The organism is Prochlorococcus sp. G5PB11 (assembly GCF_059772425.1).
In genome coordinates this window covers 1,030,972-1,053,574 of the sequence record NZ_CM186287.1, presented here as the reverse complement: position 1 = coordinate 1,053,574, position 22,603 = coordinate 1,030,972, and the positions used below count along the sequence as shown (strand labels likewise).

27 protein-coding genes and 1 pseudogene are annotated in these 22,603 nt (G+C 36.0%); 12 read left to right on the top strand and 16 right to left on the bottom strand.

The features are described 5' to 3' along the window. Window positions 1-60 precede the first annotated feature (60 nt). Entirely contained in the window at window positions 61-723 is a 663-nt protein-coding gene (locus AC6EI0_RS06355) for an LON peptidase substrate-binding domain-containing protein (protein WP_498521789.1), read from the top strand. Between the two features lie 2 nt (window positions 724-725). Next, window positions 726-1,658 (top strand): methyltransferase domain-containing protein, encoded by a 933-nt coding sequence (locus tag AC6EI0_RS06350; protein WP_498521788.1) that lies wholly within the window; start codon window positions 726-728, stop codon window positions 1,656-1,658. A gap of 1 nt (window position 1,659) precedes the next feature. Here AC6EI0_RS06350 and pheA read toward each other — a convergent pair whose 3' ends face one another. Then, window positions 1,660-2,490: a prephenate dehydratase gene (pheA, locus tag AC6EI0_RS06345; RefSeq protein ID WP_498521787.1), complete on the bottom strand. Its 831-nt coding sequence runs from the start codon at window positions 2,488-2,490 to the stop codon at window positions 1,660-1,662. A 56-nt stretch (window positions 2,491-2,546) separates the two neighbouring features. On the opposite strand from pheA, the gene AC6EI0_RS06340 reads away from it, so the two are divergent. After that, window positions 2,547-3,059, top strand: a complete 513-nt coding sequence (locus AC6EI0_RS06340; RefSeq protein ID WP_498521786.1) for a DUF1997 domain-containing protein — start codon at window positions 2,547-2,549, stop codon at window positions 3,057-3,059. A 13-nt stretch (window positions 3,060-3,072) separates the two neighbouring features. Here AC6EI0_RS06340 and AC6EI0_RS06335 read toward each other — a convergent pair whose 3' ends face one another. Together AC6EI0_RS06335 and AC6EI0_RS06330 are read right to left on the bottom strand one after the other, a co-directional pair. Continuing rightward, window positions 3,073-3,660, bottom strand: coding sequence for a ribonuclease HII (locus AC6EI0_RS06335; protein ID WP_498521785.1), 588 nt, complete (start codon window positions 3,658-3,660; stop codon window positions 3,073-3,075). Window positions 3,661-3,662: 2 nt separating this feature from the next. After that, window positions 3,663-5,537 carry an Rne/Rng family ribonuclease gene (locus AC6EI0_RS06330; protein WP_498521784.1) on the bottom strand — a complete coding sequence of 625 codons (1,875 nt, stop codon included), beginning with the start codon at window positions 5,535-5,537 and terminating at the stop codon, window positions 3,663-3,665. Between the two features lie 392 nt (window positions 5,538-5,929). Between AC6EI0_RS06330 and AC6EI0_RS06325 the strand changes: the two genes are divergently transcribed. Genes AC6EI0_RS06325 through AC6EI0_RS06315 form a run of 3 tightly spaced genes read left to right on the top strand, consistent with a single transcriptional unit; the run spans window position 5,930 to window position 8,420 of the window. Continuing rightward, window positions 5,930-7,153 (top strand): LL-diaminopimelate aminotransferase, encoded by a 1,224-nt coding sequence (locus AC6EI0_RS06325; protein ID WP_498521783.1) that lies wholly within the window; start codon window positions 5,930-5,932, stop codon window positions 7,151-7,153. A gap of 59 nt (window positions 7,154-7,212) precedes the next feature. Beyond that, window positions 7,213-7,524 carry an ATP-dependent Clp protease adapter ClpS gene (clpS, locus tag AC6EI0_RS06320; RefSeq protein WP_498523511.1) on the top strand — a complete coding sequence of 104 codons (312 nt, stop codon included), beginning with the start codon at window positions 7,213-7,215 and terminating at the stop codon, window positions 7,522-7,524. A gap of 44 nt (window positions 7,525-7,568) precedes the next feature. Then, on the top strand, window positions 7,569-8,420 hold the full coding sequence (locus AC6EI0_RS06315; RefSeq protein WP_498521782.1) for a CPBP family intramembrane glutamic endopeptidase: 852 nt from the start codon (window positions 7,569-7,571) through the stop codon (window positions 8,418-8,420). Here the strand turns inward: AC6EI0_RS06315 and AC6EI0_RS06310 are convergent. After that, window positions 8,342-9,955 carry a photosystem II high light acclimation radical SAM protein gene (locus AC6EI0_RS06310; protein ID WP_498521781.1) on the bottom strand — a complete coding sequence of 538 codons (1,614 nt, stop codon included), beginning with the start codon at window positions 9,953-9,955 and terminating at the stop codon, window positions 8,342-8,344. The genes AC6EI0_RS06315 and AC6EI0_RS06310 overlap by 79 nt on opposite strands. A gap of 286 nt (window positions 9,956-10,241) precedes the next feature. On the opposite strand from AC6EI0_RS06310, the gene AC6EI0_RS06305 reads away from it, so the two are divergent. Then, window positions 10,242-10,760 (top strand): AbrB family transcriptional regulator, encoded by a 519-nt coding sequence (locus AC6EI0_RS06305; protein ID WP_498521780.1) that lies wholly within the window; start codon window positions 10,242-10,244, stop codon window positions 10,758-10,760. Window positions 10,761-10,807: 47 nt separating this feature from the next. Here the strand turns inward: AC6EI0_RS06305 and AC6EI0_RS06300 are convergent, their stop codons facing one another. Then, window positions 10,808-11,032, bottom strand: a complete 225-nt coding sequence (locus AC6EI0_RS06300; RefSeq protein WP_498521779.1) for a hypothetical protein — start codon at window positions 11,030-11,032, stop codon at window positions 10,808-10,810. Between the two features lie 55 nt (window positions 11,033-11,087). Next, on the bottom strand, window positions 11,088-11,264 hold the full coding sequence (gene rpsU, locus AC6EI0_RS06295) for a 30S ribosomal protein S21 (RefSeq protein WP_011295405.1): 177 nt from the start codon (window positions 11,262-11,264) through the stop codon (window positions 11,088-11,090). A 195-nt stretch (window positions 11,265-11,459) separates the two neighbouring features. On the opposite strand from rpsU, the gene rbp reads away from it, so the two are divergent. The 4 genes from rbp (at window position 11,460) to AC6EI0_RS06275 (ending at window position 12,729) form a co-directional block, all read left to right on the top strand. Further along, window positions 11,460-11,708 (top strand): RNA-binding regulator, encoded by a 249-nt coding sequence (gene rbp, locus AC6EI0_RS06290; RefSeq protein ID WP_498461518.1) that lies wholly within the window; start codon window positions 11,460-11,462, stop codon window positions 11,706-11,708. Window positions 11,709-11,866: 158 nt separating this feature from the next. Continuing rightward, a complete protein-coding gene (locus AC6EI0_RS06285) occupies window positions 11,867-12,139 on the top strand; it encodes a hypothetical protein (protein WP_498506120.1) in 273 nt (90 codons plus the stop codon). Window positions 12,140-12,282: 143 nt separating this feature from the next. Further along, the gene (locus AC6EI0_RS06280) at window positions 12,283-12,558 is read left to right on the top strand and encodes a hypothetical protein (protein ID WP_498521778.1); all 276 of its coding nucleotides are present in this window, start codon (window positions 12,283-12,285) and stop codon (window positions 12,556-12,558) included. 39 nt (window positions 12,559-12,597) lie between these two features. Further along, window positions 12,598-12,729, top strand: coding sequence for a hypothetical protein (locus AC6EI0_RS06275; protein ID WP_498521777.1), 132 nt, complete (start codon window positions 12,598-12,600; stop codon window positions 12,727-12,729). A 97-nt stretch (window positions 12,730-12,826) separates the two neighbouring features. On the opposite strand, the gene AC6EI0_RS06270 is transcribed toward AC6EI0_RS06275, so the two are convergent. Next, window positions 12,827-13,834 (bottom strand): porin, encoded by a 1,008-nt coding sequence (locus AC6EI0_RS06270; protein ID WP_498521776.1) that lies wholly within the window; start codon window positions 13,832-13,834, stop codon window positions 12,827-12,829. A 661-nt stretch (window positions 13,835-14,495) separates the two neighbouring features. Here AC6EI0_RS06270 and AC6EI0_RS06265 point away from each other — a divergent pair. Further along, window positions 14,496-14,687, top strand: a complete 192-nt coding sequence (locus AC6EI0_RS06265; protein ID WP_498523510.1) for a DUF1830 domain-containing protein — start codon at window positions 14,496-14,498, stop codon at window positions 14,685-14,687. A 21-nt stretch (window positions 14,688-14,708) separates the two neighbouring features. On the opposite strand, the pseudogene AC6EI0_RS06260 reads toward AC6EI0_RS06265, so the two are convergent. From AC6EI0_RS06260 to AC6EI0_RS06220, 9 genes and pseudogenes are all read right to left on the bottom strand, one after another. Beyond that, window positions 14,709-15,794 (bottom strand): annotated as a pseudogene (locus AC6EI0_RS06260) (urease subunit alpha); the annotation flags it as partial. 279 nt (window positions 15,795-16,073) lie between these two features. Further along, window positions 16,074-16,265: a hypothetical protein gene (locus tag AC6EI0_RS06255; RefSeq protein ID WP_498521775.1), complete on the bottom strand. Its 192-nt coding sequence runs from the start codon at window positions 16,263-16,265 to the stop codon at window positions 16,074-16,076. 158 nt (window positions 16,266-16,423) lie between these two features. Continuing rightward, on the bottom strand, window positions 16,424-16,579 hold the full coding sequence (locus AC6EI0_RS06250; RefSeq protein WP_498521774.1) for a hypothetical protein: 156 nt from the start codon (window positions 16,577-16,579) through the stop codon (window positions 16,424-16,426). Window positions 16,580-16,745: 166 nt separating this feature from the next. Beyond that, a complete protein-coding gene (locus AC6EI0_RS06245) occupies window positions 16,746-17,375 on the bottom strand; it encodes a 2OG-Fe(II) oxygenase (RefSeq protein ID WP_498521773.1) in 630 nt (209 codons plus the stop codon). Between the two features lie 432 nt (window positions 17,376-17,807). Then, the gene (locus AC6EI0_RS06240; protein WP_498521772.1) at window positions 17,808-17,951 is read right to left on the bottom strand and encodes a hypothetical protein; all 144 of its coding nucleotides are present in this window, start codon (window positions 17,949-17,951) and stop codon (window positions 17,808-17,810) included. Window positions 17,952-18,095: 144 nt separating this feature from the next. Then, window positions 18,096-19,169, bottom strand: coding sequence for a WD40 repeat domain-containing protein (locus AC6EI0_RS06235; RefSeq protein WP_498521771.1), 1,074 nt, complete (start codon window positions 19,167-19,169; stop codon window positions 18,096-18,098). Then, the gene (locus AC6EI0_RS06230; RefSeq protein WP_498521770.1) at window positions 19,157-20,539 is read right to left on the bottom strand and encodes a CobW family GTP-binding protein; all 1,383 of its coding nucleotides are present in this window, start codon (window positions 20,537-20,539) and stop codon (window positions 19,157-19,159) included. The genes AC6EI0_RS06235 and AC6EI0_RS06230 overlap by 13 nt, the downstream gene beginning before the upstream one ends. A 122-nt stretch (window positions 20,540-20,661) precedes the next feature. Beyond that, window positions 20,662-20,850 carry a hypothetical protein gene (locus tag AC6EI0_RS06225; protein WP_498521769.1) on the bottom strand — a complete coding sequence of 63 codons (189 nt, stop codon included), beginning with the start codon at window positions 20,848-20,850 and terminating at the stop codon, window positions 20,662-20,664. 57 nt (window positions 20,851-20,907) lie between these two features. Then, window positions 20,908-22,398, bottom strand: a complete 1,491-nt coding sequence (locus tag AC6EI0_RS06220; RefSeq protein WP_498521768.1) for a metal ABC transporter substrate-binding protein — start codon at window positions 22,396-22,398, stop codon at window positions 20,908-20,910. Between the last annotated feature and the right edge of the window lie 205 nt (window positions 22,399-22,603).

The window sequence follows — 22,603 nt, the reverse complement described above, 5'->3', positions numbered from 1 at the left end:
ATCTTTTTCTCTCAAACAAGAGATTGATTATCTAGGATATGTTTAATTAGGAATACCCATTTGAGCGAACTTTCAGTTAGGGAGCTACCACTTTTCCCATTGCCTGAGGTTGTGCTTTTTCCTCAGGAGTACTTGCCTCTTCATATTTTTGAAACTCGATATAGGGTAATGCTTCAATCTGTTTTGAAGTCTGACAGCCGTTTTGGAGTAGTTAGATGGGATCCAATCGCGAAAAAAATGGCTGATGTTGGTTGTTGTGCTGAGATCATTAAGCATCAAACTTCACAAGATGGAAGAAGCAATATTGTTACTATTGGACAGCAAAGATTTCGAATCCTGGAAATCATTAGCGAAACGCCTTTTATTAACGCTTTAGTTAGTTGGGTTGATGATGATCAAACTTCCGATCAAAAAAAACTATTAGAACTTAAGGATTCAGTCGCTATTGCTCTTAGGGATGTGGTTTCGCTAACCTCAAAATTAACTGAATCTGAAAAAGAACTCCCTGATTCTTTGCCCGATATTCCAAGAGAATTGTCTTTTTGGATTGCAGCTCATCTTGGAGGTCCAGTAGCAAGTGAACAGCAAAATTTATTAGAATTAACAAATACATATCACCGCCTGGAAAGAGAATATGAACTTCTTGATCACACAAGAAGACAACTAGCTGCAAGAACAGCATTAAAAGACACTTTTTCAAACGCAGATCAAGCCAACAATTAATTATGCAATGGATATTATTTTTTATATTTAGCCTTTTCCTTCTATTAATTTTAAGTACTCAATGGCTCAGGAAAAGTCGTAAATATGAGTCTGTTAATAGTGTTGCATCTTCATATGATTCTTGGACTAATGACCGTTTACTAGAAAATCTCTGGGGAGAACATATTCATTTAGGCTTTTACGAAAAACCGAGATCAAAAAAGGACTTTAGAAAAGCGAAGATTGATTTTGTTCACGAATTAGTACGTTGGAGTGGTTTGGATAAATTACCAAAAGGATCAAGAATATTAGATGTGGGATGCGGGATAGGCGGAAGTTCCAGAATATTGTCTAGTGATTATGGATTTGATGTTGTTGGTATTTCTATAAGTGCGGCACAAATTAGAAGAGCAAATGAGTTAACTACCAAGAATGACTTTTGTCGCTTTGAAGTGATGAATGCTCTTGACTTGAAGTTTGAGAAAGGAAGTTTTGACGGTGTTTGGAGCGTTGAAGCGGGGCCTCATATTGTTGATAAACAAACTTATGCAGATGAGATGCTAAGAGTACTTAGACCTGGTGGCATTTTGGCAATTGCAGATTGGAATCAAAGAGATTCAATAAAGAATCCATTAAATTTCTTGGAAAAGTTCATTATGCATCAACTTTTAATTCAATGGACGCATCCTGAATTTTCAAGTATTGAAGGATTCAAAAAAAATTTATTAAACAGTCCTTATTGTGGAGGCTCTGTAGAAACCTCTAATTGGACAAAATATACAATTCAATCTTGGAATGAATCAATATATGAAGGGTTTAGAAGGCCTTCATCTATATTGAAATTAGGCTTTAGATCTTTACTAAAAGCATTCAGAGAAATACCAACAATTTTAATGATGAGATGGTCTTTCTCAACAGGTTTGATGAAATTTGGAGTTTTCAAATCAAGAGGATAAATTACCCATCTTCTGAACTGAAATAACATCCAAAATTAATTATTTGATTGCAAAGTGGAGATAAATCTTCAGTTATTTTTGTAAAGTCTTTTTCACTAGAATTATTTAAATCAAGATCTATGAAAAAGACATACTCGCCTAGTTCTCTTTTAGAGGGACGAGACTCAATTCGACTCATATTCAGACCAAGATTTGCTATGCAATTTAATGCTTTAAGTAATGCACCTGGACTATTTGACTTAAGAGAAAAAGCTATGCTTGCCTTATTGCCATCAACTTTAATGTTCTTTTTTCTAAGAAGAATGAATCTAGTGCAATTGCCTTCAATATCATTAATGGGATAAGCAAGAATATTTAGTTCCTCATTTGCATCTTTGGATCCTATTGCTGCTCTAAATGAGCTTCCTTTCACCATCCTTATTGCTTCTGCTGTTGAATTAGTTGGCAAATGAACTGCATTTGGAAGATTGTCATTTAGCCACTGGCTGCATTGAGCTAGTGCCTGAGGATGAGAGAGGACTTCTGAAATAGTTGATAGTGATCCGCTGCTCATTAATGAGTGTTTGATGGGAAGTACTAAGGCTCTATGAATAAATAAATTTTTATGTATCCATAGAGAATCTAATGTTGTAGTGACACCACCTTCTACTGAATTTTCAATTGGTACTACGGCTGCTTCACAAAGATTGTTTGCAACATTTTCCACCACAGATCTTAATCCTTTGCTTGGAGAGAACTGTGGTGAATCGATATTTTCTAAGGCTGCTAGGGCTTTTGCGGCCTTCTCAGCGTATGTTCCTTTGGGTCCAAGGTAAGCCACTCGAGTTGACATTAGAATAAAAAAAAGGGGTAAATGCCGATAAGATCAAACTGAGCAAGTTTTTGATAATGGCTCTTGCCTTTACAGCACGACAAAAAATTGATCTAGTTGTTCAAGAAAATGAGGAGCAACTATCTGATTATCTCCTACAACAGGAAAGAATTGTAGGAGCAATGCTTGATCCAAAAAAATTGACTCCTTTGGGGCCAGGGAGCTTTAAGTACGAAGTCACAAGTTTTAAGGTTTTTCAACTTCAGATAAATCCAGTGGTATCAATAGGGGTAGAAAATAGTTATAGAAAAATAAGAATGTATGTCACTGAAAGTCATTTAGAAGGCTTAGGGTTTGTTGATGATTTTGATTTAACCTTAGATGCAACTCTGGAGGCAAAACCATCAAGTCTTGAAGGGGAAGCGCTTTTAGGCGTAACAGTCAGTCAGCCGCAACTATTGAGATTAATTCCTCCCAAAATGCTAGAGACCACTGGGCACTCGATATTAAATGGAATATTATTAGGAATTAAAAGCAGAGTTGAGAAGCAGCTAATTGCTGACTTTAAAAATTGGTGTAATGAAAATTAGTTACTAAATAAATTTAATCCATTTTCAGTTTGGAGAGAAAACTTTTTCGATGAAGTCTTGTTGGGCCTGAATGGATTAATTGTTTTCTATGGAATGCAGTTCCATAACCCTTATTTTTTTCTAGTCTATAAAAACTGTATAAGGGAGCTAGTCGTTTAATTAATTCATCTCTTGCTTCTTTTGCTAAAACGCTGGCAGCAGCAATTGAAGGGAAATGACTCTCTCCTCGAACTTGTGTTTTCTGTTTTCCTGACCACGGGCGAATGGGTAATATTCCGTCTACTAGAAGTAAGTCTGGTGGGGATGAAAATTTTTCTAATGCTCTTACCATTGCTTTTTCAGTAGCCTCACGGATGCCGAAACTATCAATCTCTCTTGCTGAAGCTTGGCCTATTGACCAGGCTATTGAATTCTCTTTGATTAAAGGAACTAATTTATATCTTTGTCTGTGGCTTAATTTTTTGCTGTCCTTTAAACCTTGAGATAAGAGTTCTGATTCGTTTTCTTTGCTTAATATTACAGCCCCTGCAAAAATAGGGCCAAATAAGCAACCTCTGCCTACTTCATCAACACCCGCAATCAGATACTTATGATTACACATGCTCAAGAAGAGGCTGATGATCTTCTTCTCTTACGTCTTGGATCCTCATTAACTTCTTTTGATTCACTAGAGCTTAAATCAATTTTTTCTTCATCAAAGGAAACATTGATATCTTTCTCTTCGGTATTTTCTTTTTCTTCAGAGGTAATTGGATCTTTCTCAATGGTGTTATTTAATTTAATAGGAATCATATCTTCATTATTATTTTTAGTATCAGATTGATCAAGGTTTTTTTGTTGATCTTCCTCAAGAATCTTATTAATCTCTTTTTCCCCTTCCTGAATTCCAGGACGAATTATATTAACCGTATAATTTTTATATAATGGAGGCTGATCTAAAATTAAGATGGGATTAAATCCCATTGAGCTATATACAATCTCTTCATGCTCATTCATAGTTATATTTATTAATTTATTCTCTTGCTTTTTATTGTTGACCTCTTTAGCATTATCATCTCCAATGCTTTCTTTGGAGAAAGATTTCGAATTGTCTATTGATAAGTTGTTTTCTTCATTGATTAGATTTGTGTCTATATCTTTTGTCTTATTTATACGCTTCTTCTTTAAATTATTCTCTTGTGAAGGTTGGGTTTCTTCACTTGATATTAAAGTTGAATTGATCACACTAACCTCTGATGAGGTTGTTGGATTTATGTCTTGAATAGTGATATTTGGAAGATGAGCTTGACCTTGGGAATGAGTAGAGTTTTTCCCAAATAGTTCATATATATTTTGACCTTGTCTTTTTCTCGTTAGCTCAACAAGTCCAAGCTCTGTTAGCGAAGCAATTTGTGGCCTAGCTGAGTCTCCACTTATGGCAGATGTGAAATGTTCCAATAATTGTAGTTGATCTCTTCTCGTATCCATATCTATAAAATCAATAATAATAACCCCACCAATATTTCTTAATTTTAATTGTCTTGCTATTTCTATGGCTGCTTCACAATTAGTCCATAAAACTGTTTCTCTAGAATTTGCAGATCGTGTAAATGAGCCTGAGTTAACATCTATAACCGTTAATGCTTCTGTTGGTTCTATTATTATATACCCGCCAGAGGGAAGCTCAACTCTAGGCTTTAATGCATCATTAATTGCAGAAATCACTCTATATTTTTCTAATATATTTTGTGAATCACTATGCAACTCTATTGCTAATTCTTTATTATCCTTGCCAAGGAAATTCTTAACTCGACCAATTGCTTCAGTATTGTCTACTACAATTTGAGTTGCATTTTGACCGATATTATCTCTGAGAATTCTATGAATAAAGTCTTCATCTCTATTTAAAAGAATTGGTGGGGTACAACTCTCAGAGGCTTGTTGAATAAGCTCCCAATGCTTGAGAAGATTTTCAAGATCATCAATTAAAAATTCCTCAGAAATATCTTCTGCTTCTGTTCTTATTAAAAGCCCAGTACTAGGAGGCTTGACCAATACTCCTAATGCTCTAAGTCGATTTCTTTCACTTTCTGTGCTTATTCTTCTAGAAATATTGACACCTTGCCCATAAGGCTGGAGTACGAGATATCTTCCAGGTAGAGCGATGTTTCCAGTCAACCTTGGTCCTTTTGATCCAGTAGGCTCTTTCATTACTTGAACCAAAACCTTTTGCTTTGGTTCGAGCAGCTCTGTTATTCCTGAAGTTTCTTTTTTTAATCTAAGTGGACCTAAATCATTGACATGAATAAAACCATTTTTTTCGGTCTCACCAATATTGACAAAAGCAGCATCTATCCCTGGAAGAACATTTTCAACTGTCCCTAAGAAAATATCTCCAATTTGGTAGCTGCCTTGAGCCACGATTAATTCATCTATTTTCTCATCAGTGAGCAGAGCGGCAATTCGCAAATGCTCAGCAATCACAATTTGCTTGGGCATATACAATGTTGAGCTTTTTCAAGCTATTAAAAAATTGATTAGCAGAAAAACTGCAAGTAGAACATTTGGATAGTTATGACGCCAAACCTAATTAAAGAGATTTTAGAATACTGTTCGGAATGGGAATTAAATATAGTCCGGTTGAAAATGCTGGAGTTGCCAGCGTTTAATGTAGGTCTCCCTTTAAGAAAATCTGACGTTAATTAAGAACATTAAGGGCTAAAACCCTGTTCTTTGTTCTAAAAATATACTAACACAAGATCACTTTTTGGTTAATAATTTAAGGTTATGATCTTATTAAAAAATTAGTTCTTAATTATAGAATAAACTCTGTTTGGAGATTTAAAGGTGTTTAAGGGATTATCCTTGAATTAAATCTTACCGATTTTCCAGTGGTACAAGTTAATGCTGATTACCTGAAATTAAAAGCAGGGTATCTTTTCCCAGAGATTTCTAGAAGAATTAAAGACTTTAACTCTAAGAATCCCAATATTGATTTAATCCGGCTCGGAATCGGTGATGTTACTGAGCCTCTTCCTTTGGCTTGTCGTGAAGCGATGAAAGCAGCTATTGAAGAAATGGGAACCCTTGAGGGCTTTAAGGGCTATGGACCAGAACAGGGCTATCAATGGCTTCGCGAAAGTATCTCTAAGAATGATTATTTATCTAGGGGTTGCGAAATTTCACCAGAGGAAATTTTTATTTCAGATGGCTCCAAATGTGATAGCAGCAATATCTTAGATATTCTTGGTAAGGATAATAAAATAGCCGTAACTGATCCTGTTTATCCAGTATACGTTGACACTAATGTCATGACTGGACGGACAGGAGAAGCAAACTCATCGGGAGAATATAAAGGTTTAAGTTATATCCCAATTAATTCAGAGAATGGATTTGAGGCAGAAATACCAAAAGAAAAATTTGATTTAATTTATCTTTGTTTCCCTAATAACCCAACTGGGGCAGTAGCAACAAGAGAACAATTAGTTTCATGGGTTGAATATGCAAAAGAAAACGATTCTTTGATTCTTTTTGATGCTGCTTATGAGGCTTTTATTAAAGATGACTCCATTCCGCATTCGATTTTTGAAATTGAGGGATCTAAAGAATGTGCAATTGAGTTTCGTTCTTTTTCAAAAAATGCAGGATTCACAGGTACAAGATGTGCTTTTACAGTTATTCCAAAGTCTTTAAAAGGTAAAGCAGGTGAGGAAAAAGTTGATTTGTGGTCCTTATGGAATCGTCGACAAAGTACTAAATTCAATGGAGTCAGTTATATTGTTCAGAGAGGTGCGGAAGCCGTTTATTCTGAAGAAGGGCAAATTCAAATTAAAAAATTAGTAAGTTTTTATATGGATAATGCTCAAATTATTAAAGCTAATTTGACTTCTGCAGGATTTGAAGTTTTTGGCGCAATTAATGCTCCTTATGCATGGATTAAAACTCCCAATAACTTGAGCTCATGGGATTTCTTTGATTTATTACTAGAAAACGCAAATATCGTTGGCACACCAGGAAGTGGCTTTGGAGCTGCTGGGGAAGGATATTTTCGATTGTCCGCCTTCAACAGTAGAGAAAATGTGGAAAAAGCTATGCAAAAGATTGTAAAACTTTAATGCGTAATCTCATGGTAAGTTCCTTCTTGAAAAGTGCTTTTCATCCTGGCAGTTTAATTATGGTTGATTCTACAAATAAAACAGATGGTGATACTGCGGTTATTGATCGAGAAGTTCAGCGAGTTCGAAAAATATCACCCAAGTATAAGGTTTTACTTCACAATGATCCAGTTAATACAATGGATTATGTTGTTGAAACTTTAAGGCAGGTTGTTCCACAATTAAGTGAACAGGATGCCTTGAGTATTATGTTGGAAACGCATGAAACTGGTATCGGACTTGTTATCACCTGTGATTTAGAACCTGCTGAATTTTATTCTGAATCTTTAAAGGCAAAAGGCCTAACAAGTTCTATAGAATTAGAAAGCTGAAATCATTAATTAACAGGTTTTGGAATAGATGGTTGCATCAAAAGATGCAATGGATACCAACACTCACTCTTTTTTTGTTTCTATATCCTGCAGGATGGTTTATTAGTAAATTTTTTTCCTTTTTTTATAGAGATATTACTTCCAATAATTTAAGTATTATAGGTACTATAATTACATTTATATTATTTCTAAGTATTTTACCAAGTTGGGGAAAAATTAGATGGAAAACTGATCACTTATGGCTATCTATAGGATTAGATTTTAAAAATAAATTTGCATCATTTAAACTATTTCTTAGTGGATTTATATTTTCAGTTTTTTTAATAATTATTCTTTTTATGTTTTTACTATTATGTGGCTGGATTGATAGAACTGACCCTATCAAGTTTGATCAACTAATAAATGCAATATTATTAATAGTGGGTATTGTTTTTGCTGAAGAGATAATTTTCCGTGGATGGTTAATGGAGGAAATGGTTCTTCTGTATGGGTTTAGAAGAGGAATGATTTTTCAATCTATAATTTTTAGTCTTGCACATTATAGATCTGATATTGGTTTATTAGCTTTAATACCTTTCTTGAGTGGCCTGTTTTTATTTGGAATAGTTCTAACTTTAAGACGAAATAATGATAGAGGTTCGTTATGGGGGTGTATAGGTTTGCATGGAGGATTGGTTAGTATTTGGTATCTTATTGATTCGGGAATGGTAAGTTTTTCTATCGATACTCCTTATTTTTTAATAGGACCAAGCAAAAACATGGTGAATCCAATTGGAAGTGTAATTGGCATAATAATTTTGTTAATTACGATATTTTTTCAACGAAGACTTTTTTCTAGAACCGGTCGGTTTTTAGCTTCGACAGTTAATGCTTCGTCTAGTGATGAAACCCCATAATCTCTTTCTAATAAGTTCATAACAGTTCTACCGAAGTCATTTGGATTTGTATCAAAGGCCTCCAAGCAAATTCTTCCAAATTCCTTTCCCATAGGTTCTGGATTCCAGAGGAGTTTCCTCGCAGTCCAAGGCATTAAACTCATTGGGTTATATCCAGGTTTTAATAAACCTTTTTTTAATCCATATTCTTCTAGTAAAGTATGGGGCTGTAGCCCTATAAAAAATATAGAAGGCTCAACAATATCAGCCCCAAAAGTCTTCTCTAATTCTCTATGATAAGCGACTGTTTGTCTTATCGTTTCTGGACGCTCGTCTATAACATTGAATGAATAATTTACTGAAACCTGTGCATTAAAACCTGCTTTTGCTAGAAGTTCACAATTTTTAAGAACTGTTTTTAAGTTGTATCCCATTCTCATTTTTCTGACAAGTTCTTGGGATCCAGAAGTTATTCCAATTTCGAAATAGCTCATACCTGTTTTAACCATTAATTCTGCTAATTCTTCATCTAAATTGTCAGCTCTTATGTATGCCGCCCAATGAATATCATGCAAACCTTCATCATATATAGCTTGAAGAATATCTTTGGCGTTTTGAATATGTCCTCTGGAGGGTATGAATTGGGCATCAGTAAACCAAAAGCCTCGCACGCCAAGGTTATACAATTGTTTGATTTCTTTAATAACCTCACTTACTGGATTGATTCTTACTTTTTTACCTTCAATAACTGTGTAGATACAATAACAACAATTATGAGGACATCCTCTTTTCGTTTGTACTCCAATATAGAAGTCGCCACCATCTAGATACCATTTAAATTCGGGCCAGATAGATTGAATATAGTCATAATCACATGCTGTTTTAAGTATGTTATTTGGCTTCTCATGAATTAATTTTTCTCTAGGAGACTCGCCAACAATAAAACATCTTTCATCAATTATTGATTCATCTTTTATTAATTTTTCTATTAAAAGCTCTCCTTCGCCCAAAGAAATAATAGTACCTTTGGGAAGTGAATTTTTTAATTGATTATAAAAAACACTAACAGCACCTCCTCCTACTATTGCATTAGCATTTGGATTATGTTTCTTTGCATATCTCAATCCCTTTCTAATTAATCTTTGGTTTCTCCATATCTCTCCATAATGACTTTTTAATAGCTGAAAACCACCTAAAGCACCGCGAATTTTTTTTAGAGGATTTCGAGCATAAAAAACTTCAAATGAATTTTGTAATGGATTTCCACCTCTTCCATCTACAGGGGCATAAATTTGTATATCTCTCCATGAAAAAACTAATAGTGTAGGTCTAAATTTTTCAATACTACTAATCAATATTCTTTCGACATCTAAAATTGGTAATGAAGCTAAATCTATAATTAATTGTTTAATTTTCGGGAAGCATTTGTGTACATGATCAGCTAGATAAATTGGTCCAATAGGAAAAATAGGATTGCAAGGAAGTCTGACGTACAAGATCTTAGGCCTTGGTTTAGGTCCAAGAAGTTTTAATTCAGTAGTCAAATTTGCTTTCATCAGGACATCTTTTGACAACAAAAATAATCGTTTTAAAACAAACAATAACAATTTGTTGACCTTTTTGATTGAAAATCAGATTAATAGTAAAAAGGAAAACCCCAAGCCCATTGAAAATGTAGTCAAAACTTAGTTATGGAGGCGTTTTTATATTTTTTCAATTAGTAAGGTCAACATCTCATTGAAAGGAAAAGTTTTTATAGACACTTTTTTAATTGATATTGATCAATTGATTTAAAAAACAAAAAATAGACCAGACTGAAGTTATCGCTTTAACGATTGGATTATGAATCCTCCAATGACTTTGATTATATACATCCTCAGTGGCGCTGCTCTTGGAAGCTTGATGCTACTGAGTGGTATCCCCGCGGCTCCTCTTCTAGGCTCGATTTTGGCGGCAGGATTCTTAAGCATAAGTGGTCAATTTGAACCTGCTCAATGGCCGATGGGTACCAAAACTTTGCTTGGAATTGGGGTAGGAACAGTTATTGGCACGGGAATTAATCGAAATACTCTTGCTGAGCTACAAACTCTCTGGAAGCCAGCTATGGTAATTACCTTTACTTTGATTCTTACAGGTCTCTTGGTTGGCTTTTTGGTAGTCCGTTTGTTTGGAATTGATCCGTTAATAGCTTTGTTAGGCTCTGCTCCTGGGGGGACCCTTGGAATGAGTCTGGTTGGCGCAGACCTTGGAGTAGGAGCTGCAGTAGCAGCAATCCATGCATTTAGATTGATAGCTGTTTTATTAATTACTCCAGCTGTTGTTAAGTACTTAGCTCCTCTTTTTGGTGTGAACGTGCACTAGAAATTTGATAATCAAAAAGTTCAGGATGATTTATCAAGTAATTAAAATTATAAAATTTTCCAAACAGAATTTTCAGGTATTTTGGGACCTATTGATTTATCTGGTGGCTCTTCAGTACTAATTCGCCAGTCAGGTACACGACATTGTACATATCCTGGATTCTGTATAAGGACTCCAGGATTGCAATCTTTTTTATAAGTGAATCCTCCCTTCCACATCCCTCCATCTTTGACTGAACCTTTGAACCAAACCCAACAGTTTTCTCTTTGCATTTGATTTCTTTAGCTAGAAATTTGAAAGTTTATTTTTTAAAGGTTGAAATTTCATTTATCTTCTTCTGCTTCTGCGTCTTTGTTGCAATTTACGCTTATATTTTTCAACAGGAGTTTCATGATGACGCAGGCGCTTTAATTCTCCAAAGATTCCAGCCTTTGAAACTTGACGCTTAAAGCGGCGAAGTGCTGATTCGATGCCTTCGTTTTCTCCAACAGTTACTTGAGTCAAAAAGATAAAAAATTCTATTGGATAATTTTACAGGACGATAAAGCATATTTTTGTTTTGTCCTTTTTGGGAGAAAAAGATCTAGAGTAATAGTTGAATTATCCAAATAGCTTTCTTCAAGTTTTGCTTTTTAGCCAAATCATTGAGGTTTTCCCCTTTTCGGACCATTCATTATTTCTTCATAGGTCCGTTACCTAATGACTATTTACATAGGGAATCTCTCATTTGATGCTGAGATCGAAGATATTGTTGGTGTTTTTAGCAGTTATGGTGAAGTTACTAATTGTAAGCTGCCATTAGAAAGGGAAACAGGAAGGAAAAGAGGGTTCGCTTTTGTTGATATGGGTGATGATGCTCAAGAACAAAAAGCAATTGATGATCTTCAAGATGTTGAATGGATGGGTAGAGCTATTAGGGTTACAAAAGCTAGACCTAAAAATAGTTAACCTGAATTTTTCATGCCTCTCAAAATAAAGCTTTCTGCAATTCGATTAATTGTATTTTTTGAATTTTAATTAATTTTAGATTTCAGTCTATTAGCGAATTAAGCATTTTCTCAAATTAATGCTGTAATGATAAGCAGTTCAGAGCAATGCCTTTTTTAATGGTTTACTCAACAATTCCTTTTTCAACAATCACATTTGGTGGGTTTAATCCTTTAGCTGCAATAGCAGGTTTGGTTATCTTTTTTCAGATTTCTCAAATTTATTATTATGGATTACCTGAGAATGAGCCATCAGTTGAGCTTTCTGAAACTGGTTCATATAAATATCTTCAAAAACAATTTATTGGTGTTCAAGTAGTAACTGCTCTTATTGCTGCTTCAGTTATGCTTGCAGGCCCTGATAAGATATTTTTCCCGTTTAAATATTTCTAAATTTCTAATTTAAAAATAAATAAAATTAATTTTTACATAAAAAAGACAGCTAATTTAGCTGTCTTTTTTATGTATGAGGAATTCAACTTGAATTAATAACTGATTTTGAAAAATAGTTTTAGAAAATTAATCTTTCTCATTGGATGATTTTCGTTTTAGAATCATCACTTTGTTCATTACGGACATCAATCTATGAATTTGCTGTTTTTAATAGTGTAGTCAAATTATTTTTTATGCAATTAAATCAAAACAATGCTGATCGTTCCAAAGATATTGTTAATCAAAATGAAAAGGTGATTCAAAGGGAAAATATTGAAAATCTTAATTACTTATATCCAAATGGGCATCGTATTACTCATCAAATGAGATGGTTTAAAGGCAGTCGTAATAGAGGCTTAAGAAGTGATACCGCTGCATAAAAGAGACAATCATGCTCAATTTTTACCGATAACTTTTATATGAAAAAAACTAATCTTTCTGATCCATATGAAGATTTTGTTAGAATAGAGAAACTCGATGCTTATGAAGCGCAAATCAAATCCAATAAAATAAAGTCCGCTTCAAGAAAAAATAAACAATCTCTTGAATAATATTAGTTATTATTATTTAGTAAATTCTGAAATTTGTTTTCCATATTTTTAAAAGCCTCCTGATTCAACAGGAGGCTTTTTGTTTAACTTTGCAGGGTTAGAAACTAAATGCAGTTTCAACAACAACACCAGAATCATCATCACCAGTACTTGTATCTTCTACTGTGAAGAAACCAGGAGTGATTGATACATTGTCGTTCAATGCATAAGTGTAAGAAACTTCAAATCCTGTTGAATCTAAAGTATCACTACCATCAACATCAGTTGTGTTGTAAGCAGCACTTAGTGTTCCAGGACCAACTTCGTAGTCAACACCGATGAACAAATCAGTTGCATCAGCACCAGTTTCTGGATCATTTGTGTCATAAGCAACGCTGAATGTCGCATCAATTGACTCTGGGCTGTAGTAGATACCACCACCAAATGTGTCGTATCCAGCGCCAGCATCACCGTCGTTAGAAGCGATTACTAGACCGCCACCAAAGCCGTCACCGTTGTAGCCAAGAGTGAAAGTTGAAACATCATCAGCATCATCAGAATTGATACCTGTTGTTGCAGTAGCACCACCAAGAGATACAAAACTGACAGAAGCAACTACGCCGTTGTCGTTAGAGTAAGCAATACCAACTCCTGGACCAGTTTCGTTGCCAGCCAAAGAATAAGGCATGCTACCTAGTCTGAAAGTATCTGAATAGGCAGATGGTGTTGCAGCAACAACATCATCCTGATCAACTAAAGGACCAGCAGTTACTTCTAGATCGCCAACTGGAAAAGCATAATATAAAGAATGCAATGTAATAGCACCTGTTCCACCAGTTGCGCTATCCATGTTTGCTAATGGACCACTAGCATTACCAGTTTCCATGCCCATATAAAGCATGTCTTCACCAGTGAAACTAGATGTCACGTCAAGGCCATATGCATATTGCATATAAAGCTCTTCTTCTGTATCTGTTGTTCCGCCGTCAGAAACAGAACCAACAGTGAAATAAGCACCACCAGAAAGAGATGTGGTAGATGAGAATGCAGTATCTGCGTTAACTGCAACAGGAGCCATTAGGCCCAAAGCAGCAGGAGCTACCAGCAAACGGTGAAAAAACTTCATTGTGTCCTCACACAAATTAAGATCAATTTATTTTCGTTATTAACAATTAAATAAGATGTATTTTTAATTACACTATTAAAAAATATTTAGTAACGGCGAATACAATTTTGATTTGTATGAATCCTTGGCCTTTTAACTTAAAATTAATTTATTGAATTCTATTATGGAAATTTTTGAATAATATATTCCTACAAGAATCAGAAAATAATTATTAATGGAATACCCATTTTTTGGTTCGGAGTAGTCTAATTCAGGAAAAGGTTAAAAAATTAAGCTGCTTGACTCTAATGATTAATCATTATCTATAGAGTAAGCCTCAGGACCCAAAGAAGAAGTAACTCGTTTTTATAATACTAAAGAAATACTCGATAATTTAGTTAGTAAAATTCTCTCTTCTAAAGTAACTGATTGAGCACTTTCTATTATGTTCAGTATGTTTTGAATTCGAATTTTTGTTGTGTCAGATAGCATGAATTTTTTATTTTTTTAGCTAACCGGCTCTAAAGGGGTGGTTCGTGGCGGACTTTTTTGGGTTTATTTTATACTTTAACCTTTGTTTTTGGTATAAAAAAGTACAAATACTTTTTTATTTATTTGGTTTAATTTCGCCGAATAATAGTACGTTATGATTGATTTCTCATACAAAAATGTCAGCTCTAGTATGGTCATATTGAAATGCATTGGACCAGATAGATTTTTCATAGAAAGAGCTATTTTCCCCCAAGAAATTTTTTCTTCCATGGCACCAGAAGGTTCTCATTTGGAAATTTGGGGTATAGAGTCTTATGGGCCAAATTTAGAGCAACGACTCAGAGTATCTGCTTCTAAAAAAGAAGGTCCAGTTGCAGCTTAATTTCTGTGAGTATTTAATTATTCAAAGCAATAGATATCTTTGCGCAAGTGGTAGCGATTCCGCTGGTTCACAAGTTAAAAACTCTCCGTTTGCAAAAACCTCATATGTTTGAGGGTCAACTTCTATATTGGGCATTGCACTATTTAGCTTCATTGATTTTTTTGATATTTCTCTTGTATCCGTAACAGCAGCAAAACCTCTTTCTAATTTGAGTTTCTTTGGTACGCCAGCGTCTATTGCAAGCTGACTCAAGAAGGTTAGACATGTTGGATGTATTGCCTTTCCAAAGGAAGAAAACATTGGACGACCATGAACTGGTTGCGGTGTAGGAATTGATGCATTTGCATCTCCCATTTGAGCCCATGCGATTGAACCCCCTTTAACAACTAAGTCAGGTTTGATTCCAAAAAAACCTGGCTTCCAAAGTACTAAGTCTGCTAGTTTTCCAACTTCTATAGAGCCAACATGACAACTAATTCCATGAGCTATTGCAGGATTAATAGTTACCTTCGATATATATCTTTTCAAGCGATGATTATCATTCCGTTTGTTGTCCTCTGGTAATGCTCCTCTTTGAACTTTCATTTTATGAGCAGTTTGAAAAGTTCGGCTAATAACTTCTCCAACTCTTCCCATGGCTTGGGAGTCACTAGCAATAATAGAAAAGGCTCCTAAATCGTGGAGTATATCCTCAGCAGCAATAGTTTCACGACGTATCCTTGATTCGGCAAATGCAACATCCTCAGGGATTTTTGGATCCAAATGATGGCAGACCATCAACATGTCTAAATGCTCTTCAAGAGTATTCAGGGTGAAAGGCCTGGTGGGATTGGTGCTGCTGGGGATTACATTAGATTCCCCGCAAATTTTTATTATGTCGGGAGCATGTCCACCTCCCGCTCCCTCCGTATGAAAGGTATGAATTGTTCTTCCTTTTATTGCTCGAATTGTATCTTCAACAAAACCAGCCTCATTTAGCGTATCTGTATGTATGCAAACTTGTACGTCTAATTGATCTGCGACGCTTAGGCAAGAATCAATGCAAGATGGAGTGGTTCCCCAGTCTTCATGTAGTTTTAATCCACAAGCACCTGCTCTTACTTGTTCTTATAGCTTTTTTATTTGGTGAATTTGATCTTTGGGGTACTTTAAAATTAGGATTTAATTAATCATCTATGAGTTTAAATATTATTTTTAATTGAATATTTGGGAGGGAGGTCACAGCCCTTCCAAGTAGTTGTGACCTCCTTGCAGAAAACTTTGGAACGGGTTTTCTGTTATTACAGTTATAGTTAATTTAGTAAATAAGTTAAGACTTAATTGATACAAAATCAATAAATAATTAAAAGTCAATAGAGATTGCAAATTTATGTAATTAGTTCTTGATTAGACAGAATTTTTTTTTCTTTTAACTTTTTTTAATTCATGCATACCTTCTATTTGTTGATAGATAGCTTGAAGTTGGTCGCGAATATGCTCAGTATTTTCTACTTTGTGTAATCTAAGTAATATTTTTTCTATTTGCTCTTTGCATTCTAAAAATACATGACAATCGATTGTCCCTGGCTCATATTGCATGCTTGAAACGAAAAGAATTCATATCTAAAGGAATCAACAGATTAAAAATGTATTTATTGATTCTAAATTATCTATTATTTATTTTATAAATTAAAAATGTGTAATCTATAATTAAAAATTATAAGTTGCAAAGCCAATAAAGTATTTTTAAATGTTGGCTAACCCATTTCGGCTTTCATGGCTTCATGGATTCTCTTGCTCATAATTTCATGACCACAATATTTCAAGTGCAATTCTTGTGTTCCCTTGGCGGACTTAGTTTGTGTGTACTTAAGACCTCTGTAAGTTAGCTCAGCCATTGAATTGATGTTCATTGTTCAAGTCCCCGTTCCATGGCTTGAATCTAACTGCGACTCAAATTAAGTCGAACGTTGTTTGATGATACACAATACATTCTCCATCTGTTGAAGCTTCTTTAAAAATTATTATCAATTTAGATCTAAGCCCGTGATGAATTAAACGAATCAAATAAGTAATTTGCTAACGAGCAAGTCTAGAAATGTATGAATCTCTTGAGCCGGCATTGATCCATCCTGTCGCAATGGTTTTTGGATGATTCTTATTGACACGGCCTCTATGAATATGTGTTAGCCCAGCGGGAAAAATAACTAGTTTTCCTCGTTCAGCTTTCTCATGATATTCCTGCCAATGAAACTCTGTTCCTCCTGAATCGACATCATTGCAATACAAAATCCATGCTAAGACTCTGTGAACTGGTTCGGTGGCTTCTTCGCTTATAGTCCAGTCGCAGTGCCATTTCTTAAAACCTTCCCCAGGAGCATAACGTTGTAAGTTGAAAATGGGATTAACAAAGAGAGATTTTTCAGGGGCACATTCGCTAAAAAGTGGTCGTTCTTGAACGTATTTTTGAAGACCAGCATTGACTCCTCTTATTATTACTTCAGACAAAGCAAATGATTCCGGATCAGTTCGATCTATTGCTACCAGGCTGATATCAGTAGAAATCTTTGCAGGATCTGAATCATTGTTTGCCCCATTACTGAATGCGATTCCATCACGATGCAAGTCGGTGCGACGATCGAAAAACGACATCACACCATCTGCAACAGATTCAAAACCTTTATTTCTATAACTAGCTATTAAATTCATTCGATTTTTTTCAAGGTTTTTTGATCTTGGGATAATTTAAATCGATTGAAAGTACCAATTTAATAAAAATTTGAGATGGAATTTGCCCCTCGTGATTGGCCGGCAGTAGAGTTTATTTAGTTGAATTGATTTTAGTAAAAAGGCTATAAATTAAGCTGCGGTCTTGTCTTTGAGAGATCTTAAGTATCTCTTTCTCTGGCCGCTACCTTCTACTTCAAAATGCCAAGTGGGTTTTTTGTTGTCAGTTTTTTTTAAGTTAACGCCAGGATTGCTAGTGCTTAACTTCTTCTTAATCGGTGTATTCATTTGAGTATTAAAGCACATTCTCTAATTCTTTTTGGTTCGGTCGTTACTTTTTCTTTTGGGAAATAAGGAATAAAAAAGAGGCCCATTGGGACCTCTCTTCGAAATTAAAAAAAGCTAGACCTTTCCTTACGCAATTCCTCGGTTTTTATATGGGTCGTCTCTGAAGGGCTGTGCCTCAAAACTTGGAGGTGAGTTATCTGTATAAGGATGAAATAGAGCATTACCCATTGAAATGAGTAATTCGTGCAGCCAAATAATTGTTTTTTTCATTGAGTCCTCTGATGGCATATAACCATATATAAGTTATGTGGAATATTTATACATCAGTAAAAACTCCTCTTGTTGAATTATTGATTTTCTAGCCAGGTAATTTAGCACTTCTGGTTTAACTCTTGGAAATTAGAAATTAGGACCTTATCCGAATCCTTGAGGTGCCGTTTTTGTCCGAACCTTAAAACCCCAAACCTTAACTCCTCCGTTTGCATTTATTGCAGCCAAGGCAGTGTCATCAGGATGCCAAGCGATTTGGCTTACAAGGTCACCTGCAAATGCACCACCAACTGGATCACCCTGACCATCTTTTTGGAGAAACCAAGAAAAAACTGAACCATCGCGTGCGCCAGAAGCTAAAAGCATTCCGTTATGTGAGAAAGCAAGGCATGAAATGGGTTCAGTATGAAGAATTAACTCTCCTGGAACAGTGCCCTCGGGGCCATCGCCTTGAAAACTCCAAACTGTCACTCGATCACTACCTCCGGTAGCAAGAACAGTGCCAGTTTTATCAAAAGCTAGGTGGCTTGGTTTGCCTGGATAGCCTGTCATCTCTGAATCTTGATCAGTTGAACGACGCCAGAAATGAACAGAATTATCCTGACTGCCGCATGCCACTATGTCTCCATCTGGACTAAGCACCATAGATACCAGTGAGCCTCGCCACTCCAACTTTTGATTGACCTTGTCGCTAACTACATCAAAAAAAGTTACTTGGCCATAGCATGCTGTCGCTAATTCATTTGAATTAGACCAAGCAATCGCGCTGACAGTGCTTGGATGTGCTTTTGATCGCCAGTGCTCTTTTCCTTTTTCATCAAAAATATAGACGTATTTAGTAAAAACTACTGCTAAAAATTTTCCGTCTGGGGACCACTTGATGTGCTCAACCCATCCTTTCCCAAGTTCCAAATTGTTAGTTGACTTACCCTCATGACTTTCCCATAAATACACATGTCCATCCTGTCCAGTAGTAGCAAAAGTATTTCCATCTGGATGAATAGACATTGCTAGTAAGCCACCTTTATGCGTGTTTCTTGTTTGCCAAATGAGCTTTCCAGATTTCCCCTCAAATGCGTAAAGCCCACCAGCGACATCACCTACTAAAAAAGTTTTACCTTGAAGTGCCCAGCCGCAGGCAATAGCGTAGTCGTCAGCTTGAGCAGACCAACCTTCATGAAGCATTCCCTTGGGACTAAATTCTTCTATACCAGACATTTATCAAACTCCCTGCTCATTTCTGCTTCATCAAGATTTCTACCGATGAATACGAGTTGGTTGCGGCGAGGTTCATTGCCCCATTCTTTATCAGGTTGAGCTGTGAAAAGCATGTGTACTCCTTGAAAAACTATTCGCCTCGATTCACCCGCATAACTAATAAAACCTTTCGTGCGGAATATATCTACACCTTTCTCTGATAGGAGTCGACTTAGCCACCTATTTAGTTTCTCTGGATCTACATCACCTACTCGCTCGATAGCGAACGAGCCTACTTCGTCATCGTGTTCGTGTTCTGCTACCCAAACTCTCTCAGCAATTGGAGAGATTATGGAGGTGTTTTGAGCATTATTTTTGTTATCAGCAGTGGAGGTGCTTACTTTCGTGATTTTTAAATTGAATTCCTCGGCAGTATGTTGAGTGAATAGACCTATATCCCTTGTCTTGTCAATGTTCATCAGGAAGGACTTAGTACCCTCTGATTGAAGTTGAAGGCTCACATGCTTCCCAACGGGGACTATGTCGCCTGGATGCAAAGCTTGTTCTTGTTCGGCATAGAGTCTTACGCATGATTCAGCACCTGTGTTGAGAGATGACTCATTCTTGCCTTGGTCTAATAATAGGACAAGAGACATGGTAGGGTCTGGACCTTCTTCGAGCGTAAGCGCATAGCGACCCTCTTCAAGTGAAAACACACCTGTCCACTCAAATGGATACTCTGGTTCAAGAAAAGTTGGACGTCGCTGAAGTACTTGATCCAGGTCAAAAGCACTGAGATTTAGAACAGTATCAATTGAGACGTCTGCTTGTTTGCTACGTATGACACGAGCCATACGATTCATATCGCGTAGCCGGGACTCTAAGTTGTCGAGTGATTCATCTGAAACTAGATCAGTTTTATTTAGAACAAGGACGTCAGCGAAGGCAACTTGCTCGGAACTTTCATCACTTCGACCAAGTTGTTGTTCAATGTGAGCTGCATCAACAAGTGTGACTATGCCGTCAAGTGAAAACTCATCACGGATTTCATCGTCCATGAAAAATGTCTGAGCTACTGGGCCAGGATCAGCAAGCCCAGTAGTTTCAACTAATACATAGTCAAACTTGTCTCGTCTCTTCATTAGGTTTCCTAGTACACGAATAAGATCTCCCCGGACGGTGCAGCAGATGCAACCATTCGACATCTCGAAAACCTCTTCATCAGCATTGATTACTAATCCTTGATCAATACCAACTTCACCATATTCATTTTCAATAACTGCTATTTTTTTACCGTGCTCTTCGCTCAGAATTCGATTAAGTAGAGTCGTTTTGCCTGATCCTAGAAAACCAGTCAGTATTGTCACTGGTACTTTTTGCTTGTTGTTCATTTTCTTTAATTAACGATTTGAACAATGTGAGTTATCAATAGAAATATCGGTTACCCAATACTCTTTAATACCTAATAATTCAAGTGATTTTGATTCAAAATCATTGTATGGAATTTTTAATTTTAATGTATGTTTCCATTTTCTTTCTTAAGCGAATGGTTTGAAAATTCAAGTTCTTTTAGATTGTCATCGAAATCAGTTGAGATAGTAAGTTTTAAGACCTTGTTTTGATCCCATGGTGGTTTATCCATGTAACTTGCTTGCTCTTCCCAGTGTTGTTTATAAGCTTGAAAACCTTTGCTTGGAAACATCTTGGTTTTTAATACTGGTTAATTTTTTTAAAGTAGACAGTATTTGATCTGTGAAAGTTAAGGGTTGATTAAAGTATTCCATCTACCCTCAAGTTCATCGCCCTCTTTCTCATCACATTCTCCACCAAGTGAATTAACAATAGTGCACGTGTTATGTACAGCGACTGAAACAGTATTCCCTTCAAGCATTAGACCATCAACAAAGATTTGATTTCTTGCGATAGGAGTGGAAGTTTGTCTGCTTAAGTTTTTCAATAGCTTGGAAGGAGGCTTTTGCTCCGCGAATAACACGTTCACGTTTTCTTCTTTGAGCTCAGCTATTACCGTTGAAATAGTCTCTGGTCTAAGGCTGGAAGAATCTCCAAGGACATCTAATAGACTCAAAGTTTTTAAGCCAAATGCATCTCCGTAATATTCCATCGCTTTATGCTTAGAAACGATTGTCTTTCGGTCAGTAGGAATTGTGGCAACTTGTTTTTGAATCCATAAGTCGAGATCTTCTAAAATAGAATTAACGTTTTGAGTTCTTTCTTCTAATACTTTTTTTGTTTCTCTATCAAAGAAGGAAATTTTCTTGTTGATATTTTTAGAAATGACATTTCCCATCTTGATGATGTTATGAGGGTCATGCCAGATATGAGGATCTAGCCCACCATGGTCATGATGATGATGATGATCTCCTTCATCTGGGACTTGAGCTATCGCTTCAATATCGTCACCTGAAACATCCTTAAAGAAATGTTCGTCGGCTTCAAACTCAAAAGGCATATGCTCGGTAAAGAACGTATATTTACCAGCTTTTTTGATCTCTACAGTAAATGTTGTGACGTCTTTCTTCTCATTAAATGAGAGAAAATATGCTTTTTCCTGCGCAACAAGTTTGTCATTATTGCGTTTGGTTTCTGAATCCTTAGATCCTAATAATTCTTTAGCAAGCTCTTCTGATGCTTCGATATCACCAGAATTGAGAATAACCATTTTCATTGCAGGATCAGCATAGTCTCCTTCGACTTTGGCAAAAGACCATTTGTATTTTCCTGCTGGAAGATCAAAAACACCAGCCCATTCAAAAGCTCCTTCACCATGGCTATCGCCATGATCATCGTGGTCATCATGATCGCCATGTTTCGCAGCTGAATGATCGTCATGATCATCGTGGTCATCATGATTGTCTATATCTATTGCACTTACGCCGACAACAACAGTTAAGGGATTATTTAACCATTTTTTGATTGCAGGGGTCATCTCTGAACCAAGAGTAAATACTTGCTTGGCACTTTTTAGGATTTGGGCTTGTCTCGGAGTGATTTTGACATCATGAACATCTTGTTTTCTGTCAATTAAGCAGGTGACAGGCGAAGAGGGTGGTGCAATGGCGGAAACAATATCGCAAACTAATGGCTCTACAGCAACAATTGATTTTGAATTTGCCTGTGCACTTTGATTAGCACCAATTGTAAAAATAAAACCAGCAGAAAGAGAACCACTAAGAAGTAATCTCGCACCCAATCCTTTTGCTGAGTCAGCTTTCCAAAGACCTCTAAACATTCAGAACTTAAAATCGAATGGAATCACTATAATGGAAATGATTATCGTTTTATTTTATGTCAGGGAATGCTTTGAAAGCTCTAGTAAATCTGGGATTAATTTAAATGCATTAGTAGCTGGTAAATCCTCAATCGCAAATTTTTGCCAGAGTGAATCACATAAAAAAGCTCCTATCCAATGGGCAGGAGCTTTTTTGAGAAATTTA

Excerpts from the sequence above, each read along its gene's own strand:
- rbp (WP_498461518.1), top strand. The coding sequence starts at position 11,460 with ATGACTATTTACATAGGGAATCTCTCATTTGATGCTGAGATCGAAGAT.
- AC6EI0_RS06235 (WP_498521771.1), bottom strand. The coding sequence starts at position 19,169 with ATGTCTGGTATAGAAGAATTTAGTCCCAAGGGAATGCTTCATGAAGGT.
- AC6EI0_RS06305 (WP_498521780.1), top strand. The coding sequence starts at position 10,242 with ATGAATCCTCCAATGACTTTGATTATATACATCCTCAGTGGCGCTGCT.
- AC6EI0_RS06230 (WP_498521770.1), bottom strand. The coding sequence starts at position 20,539 with ATGAACAACAAGCAAAAAGTACCAGTGACAATACTGACTGGTTTTCTA.
- AC6EI0_RS06300 (WP_498521779.1), bottom strand. The coding sequence starts at position 11,032 with ATGCAAAGAGAAAACTGTTGGGTTTGGTTCAAAGGTTCAGTCAAAGAT.
- AC6EI0_RS06330 (WP_498521784.1), bottom strand. The coding sequence starts at position 5,537 with ATGCCCAAGCAAATTGTGATTGCTGAGCATTTGCGAATTGCCGCTCTG.
- AC6EI0_RS06265 (WP_498523510.1), top strand. The coding sequence starts at position 14,496 with ATGGTCATATTGAAATGCATTGGACCAGATAGATTTTTCATAGAAAGA.
- AC6EI0_RS06335 (WP_498521785.1), bottom strand. The coding sequence starts at position 3,660 with ATGTGTAATCATAAGTATCTGATTGCGGGTGTTGATGAAGTAGGCAGA.
- AC6EI0_RS06245 (WP_498521773.1), bottom strand. The coding sequence starts at position 17,375 with ATGAATTTAATAGCTAGTTATAGAAATAAAGGTTTTGAATCTGTTGCA.
- AC6EI0_RS06250 (WP_498521774.1), bottom strand. The coding sequence starts at position 16,579 with ATGAACATCAATTCAATGGCTGAGCTAACTTACAGAGGTCTTAAGTAC.
- AC6EI0_RS06310 (WP_498521781.1), bottom strand. The coding sequence starts at position 9,955 with ATGAAAGCAAATTTGACTACTGAATTAAAACTTCTTGGACCTAAACCA.
- AC6EI0_RS06240 (WP_498521772.1), bottom strand. The coding sequence starts at position 17,951 with ATGAAAAAAACAATTATTTGGCTGCACGAATTACTCATTTCAATGGGT.
- AC6EI0_RS06255 (WP_498521775.1), bottom strand. The coding sequence starts at position 16,265 with ATGCAATATGAGCCAGGGACAATCGATTGTCATGTATTTTTAGAATGC.
- AC6EI0_RS06315 (WP_498521782.1), top strand. The coding sequence starts at position 7,569 with ATGCAATGGATACCAACACTCACTCTTTTTTTGTTTCTATATCCTGCA.
- AC6EI0_RS06280 (WP_498521778.1), top strand. The coding sequence starts at position 12,283 with ATGATTTTCGTTTTAGAATCATCACTTTGTTCATTACGGACATCAATC.
- AC6EI0_RS06340 (WP_498521786.1), top strand. The coding sequence starts at position 2,547 with ATGGCTCTTGCCTTTACAGCACGACAAAAAATTGATCTAGTTGTTCAA.
- clpS (WP_498523511.1), top strand. The coding sequence starts at position 7,213 with ATGGTTGATTCTACAAATAAAACAGATGGTGATACTGCGGTTATTGAT.
- AC6EI0_RS06220 (WP_498521768.1), bottom strand. The coding sequence starts at position 22,398 with ATGTTTAGAGGTCTTTGGAAAGCTGACTCAGCAAAAGGATTGGGTGCG.
- AC6EI0_RS06270 (WP_498521776.1), bottom strand. The coding sequence starts at position 13,834 with ATGAAGTTTTTTCACCGTTTGCTGGTAGCTCCTGCTGCTTTGGGCCTA.
- AC6EI0_RS06350 (WP_498521788.1), top strand. The coding sequence starts at position 726 with ATGCAATGGATATTATTTTTTATATTTAGCCTTTTCCTTCTATTAATT.
- pheA (WP_498521787.1), bottom strand. The coding sequence starts at position 2,490 with ATGTCAACTCGAGTGGCTTACCTTGGACCCAAAGGAACATACGCTGAG.
- AC6EI0_RS06285 (WP_498506120.1), top strand. The coding sequence starts at position 11,867 with ATGGTTTACTCAACAATTCCTTTTTCAACAATCACATTTGGTGGGTTT.
- AC6EI0_RS06275 (WP_498521777.1), top strand. The coding sequence starts at position 12,598 with ATGAAAAAAACTAATCTTTCTGATCCATATGAAGATTTTGTTAGAATA.
- AC6EI0_RS06225 (WP_498521769.1), bottom strand. The coding sequence starts at position 20,850 with ATGTTTCCAAGCAAAGGTTTTCAAGCTTATAAACAACACTGGGAAGAG.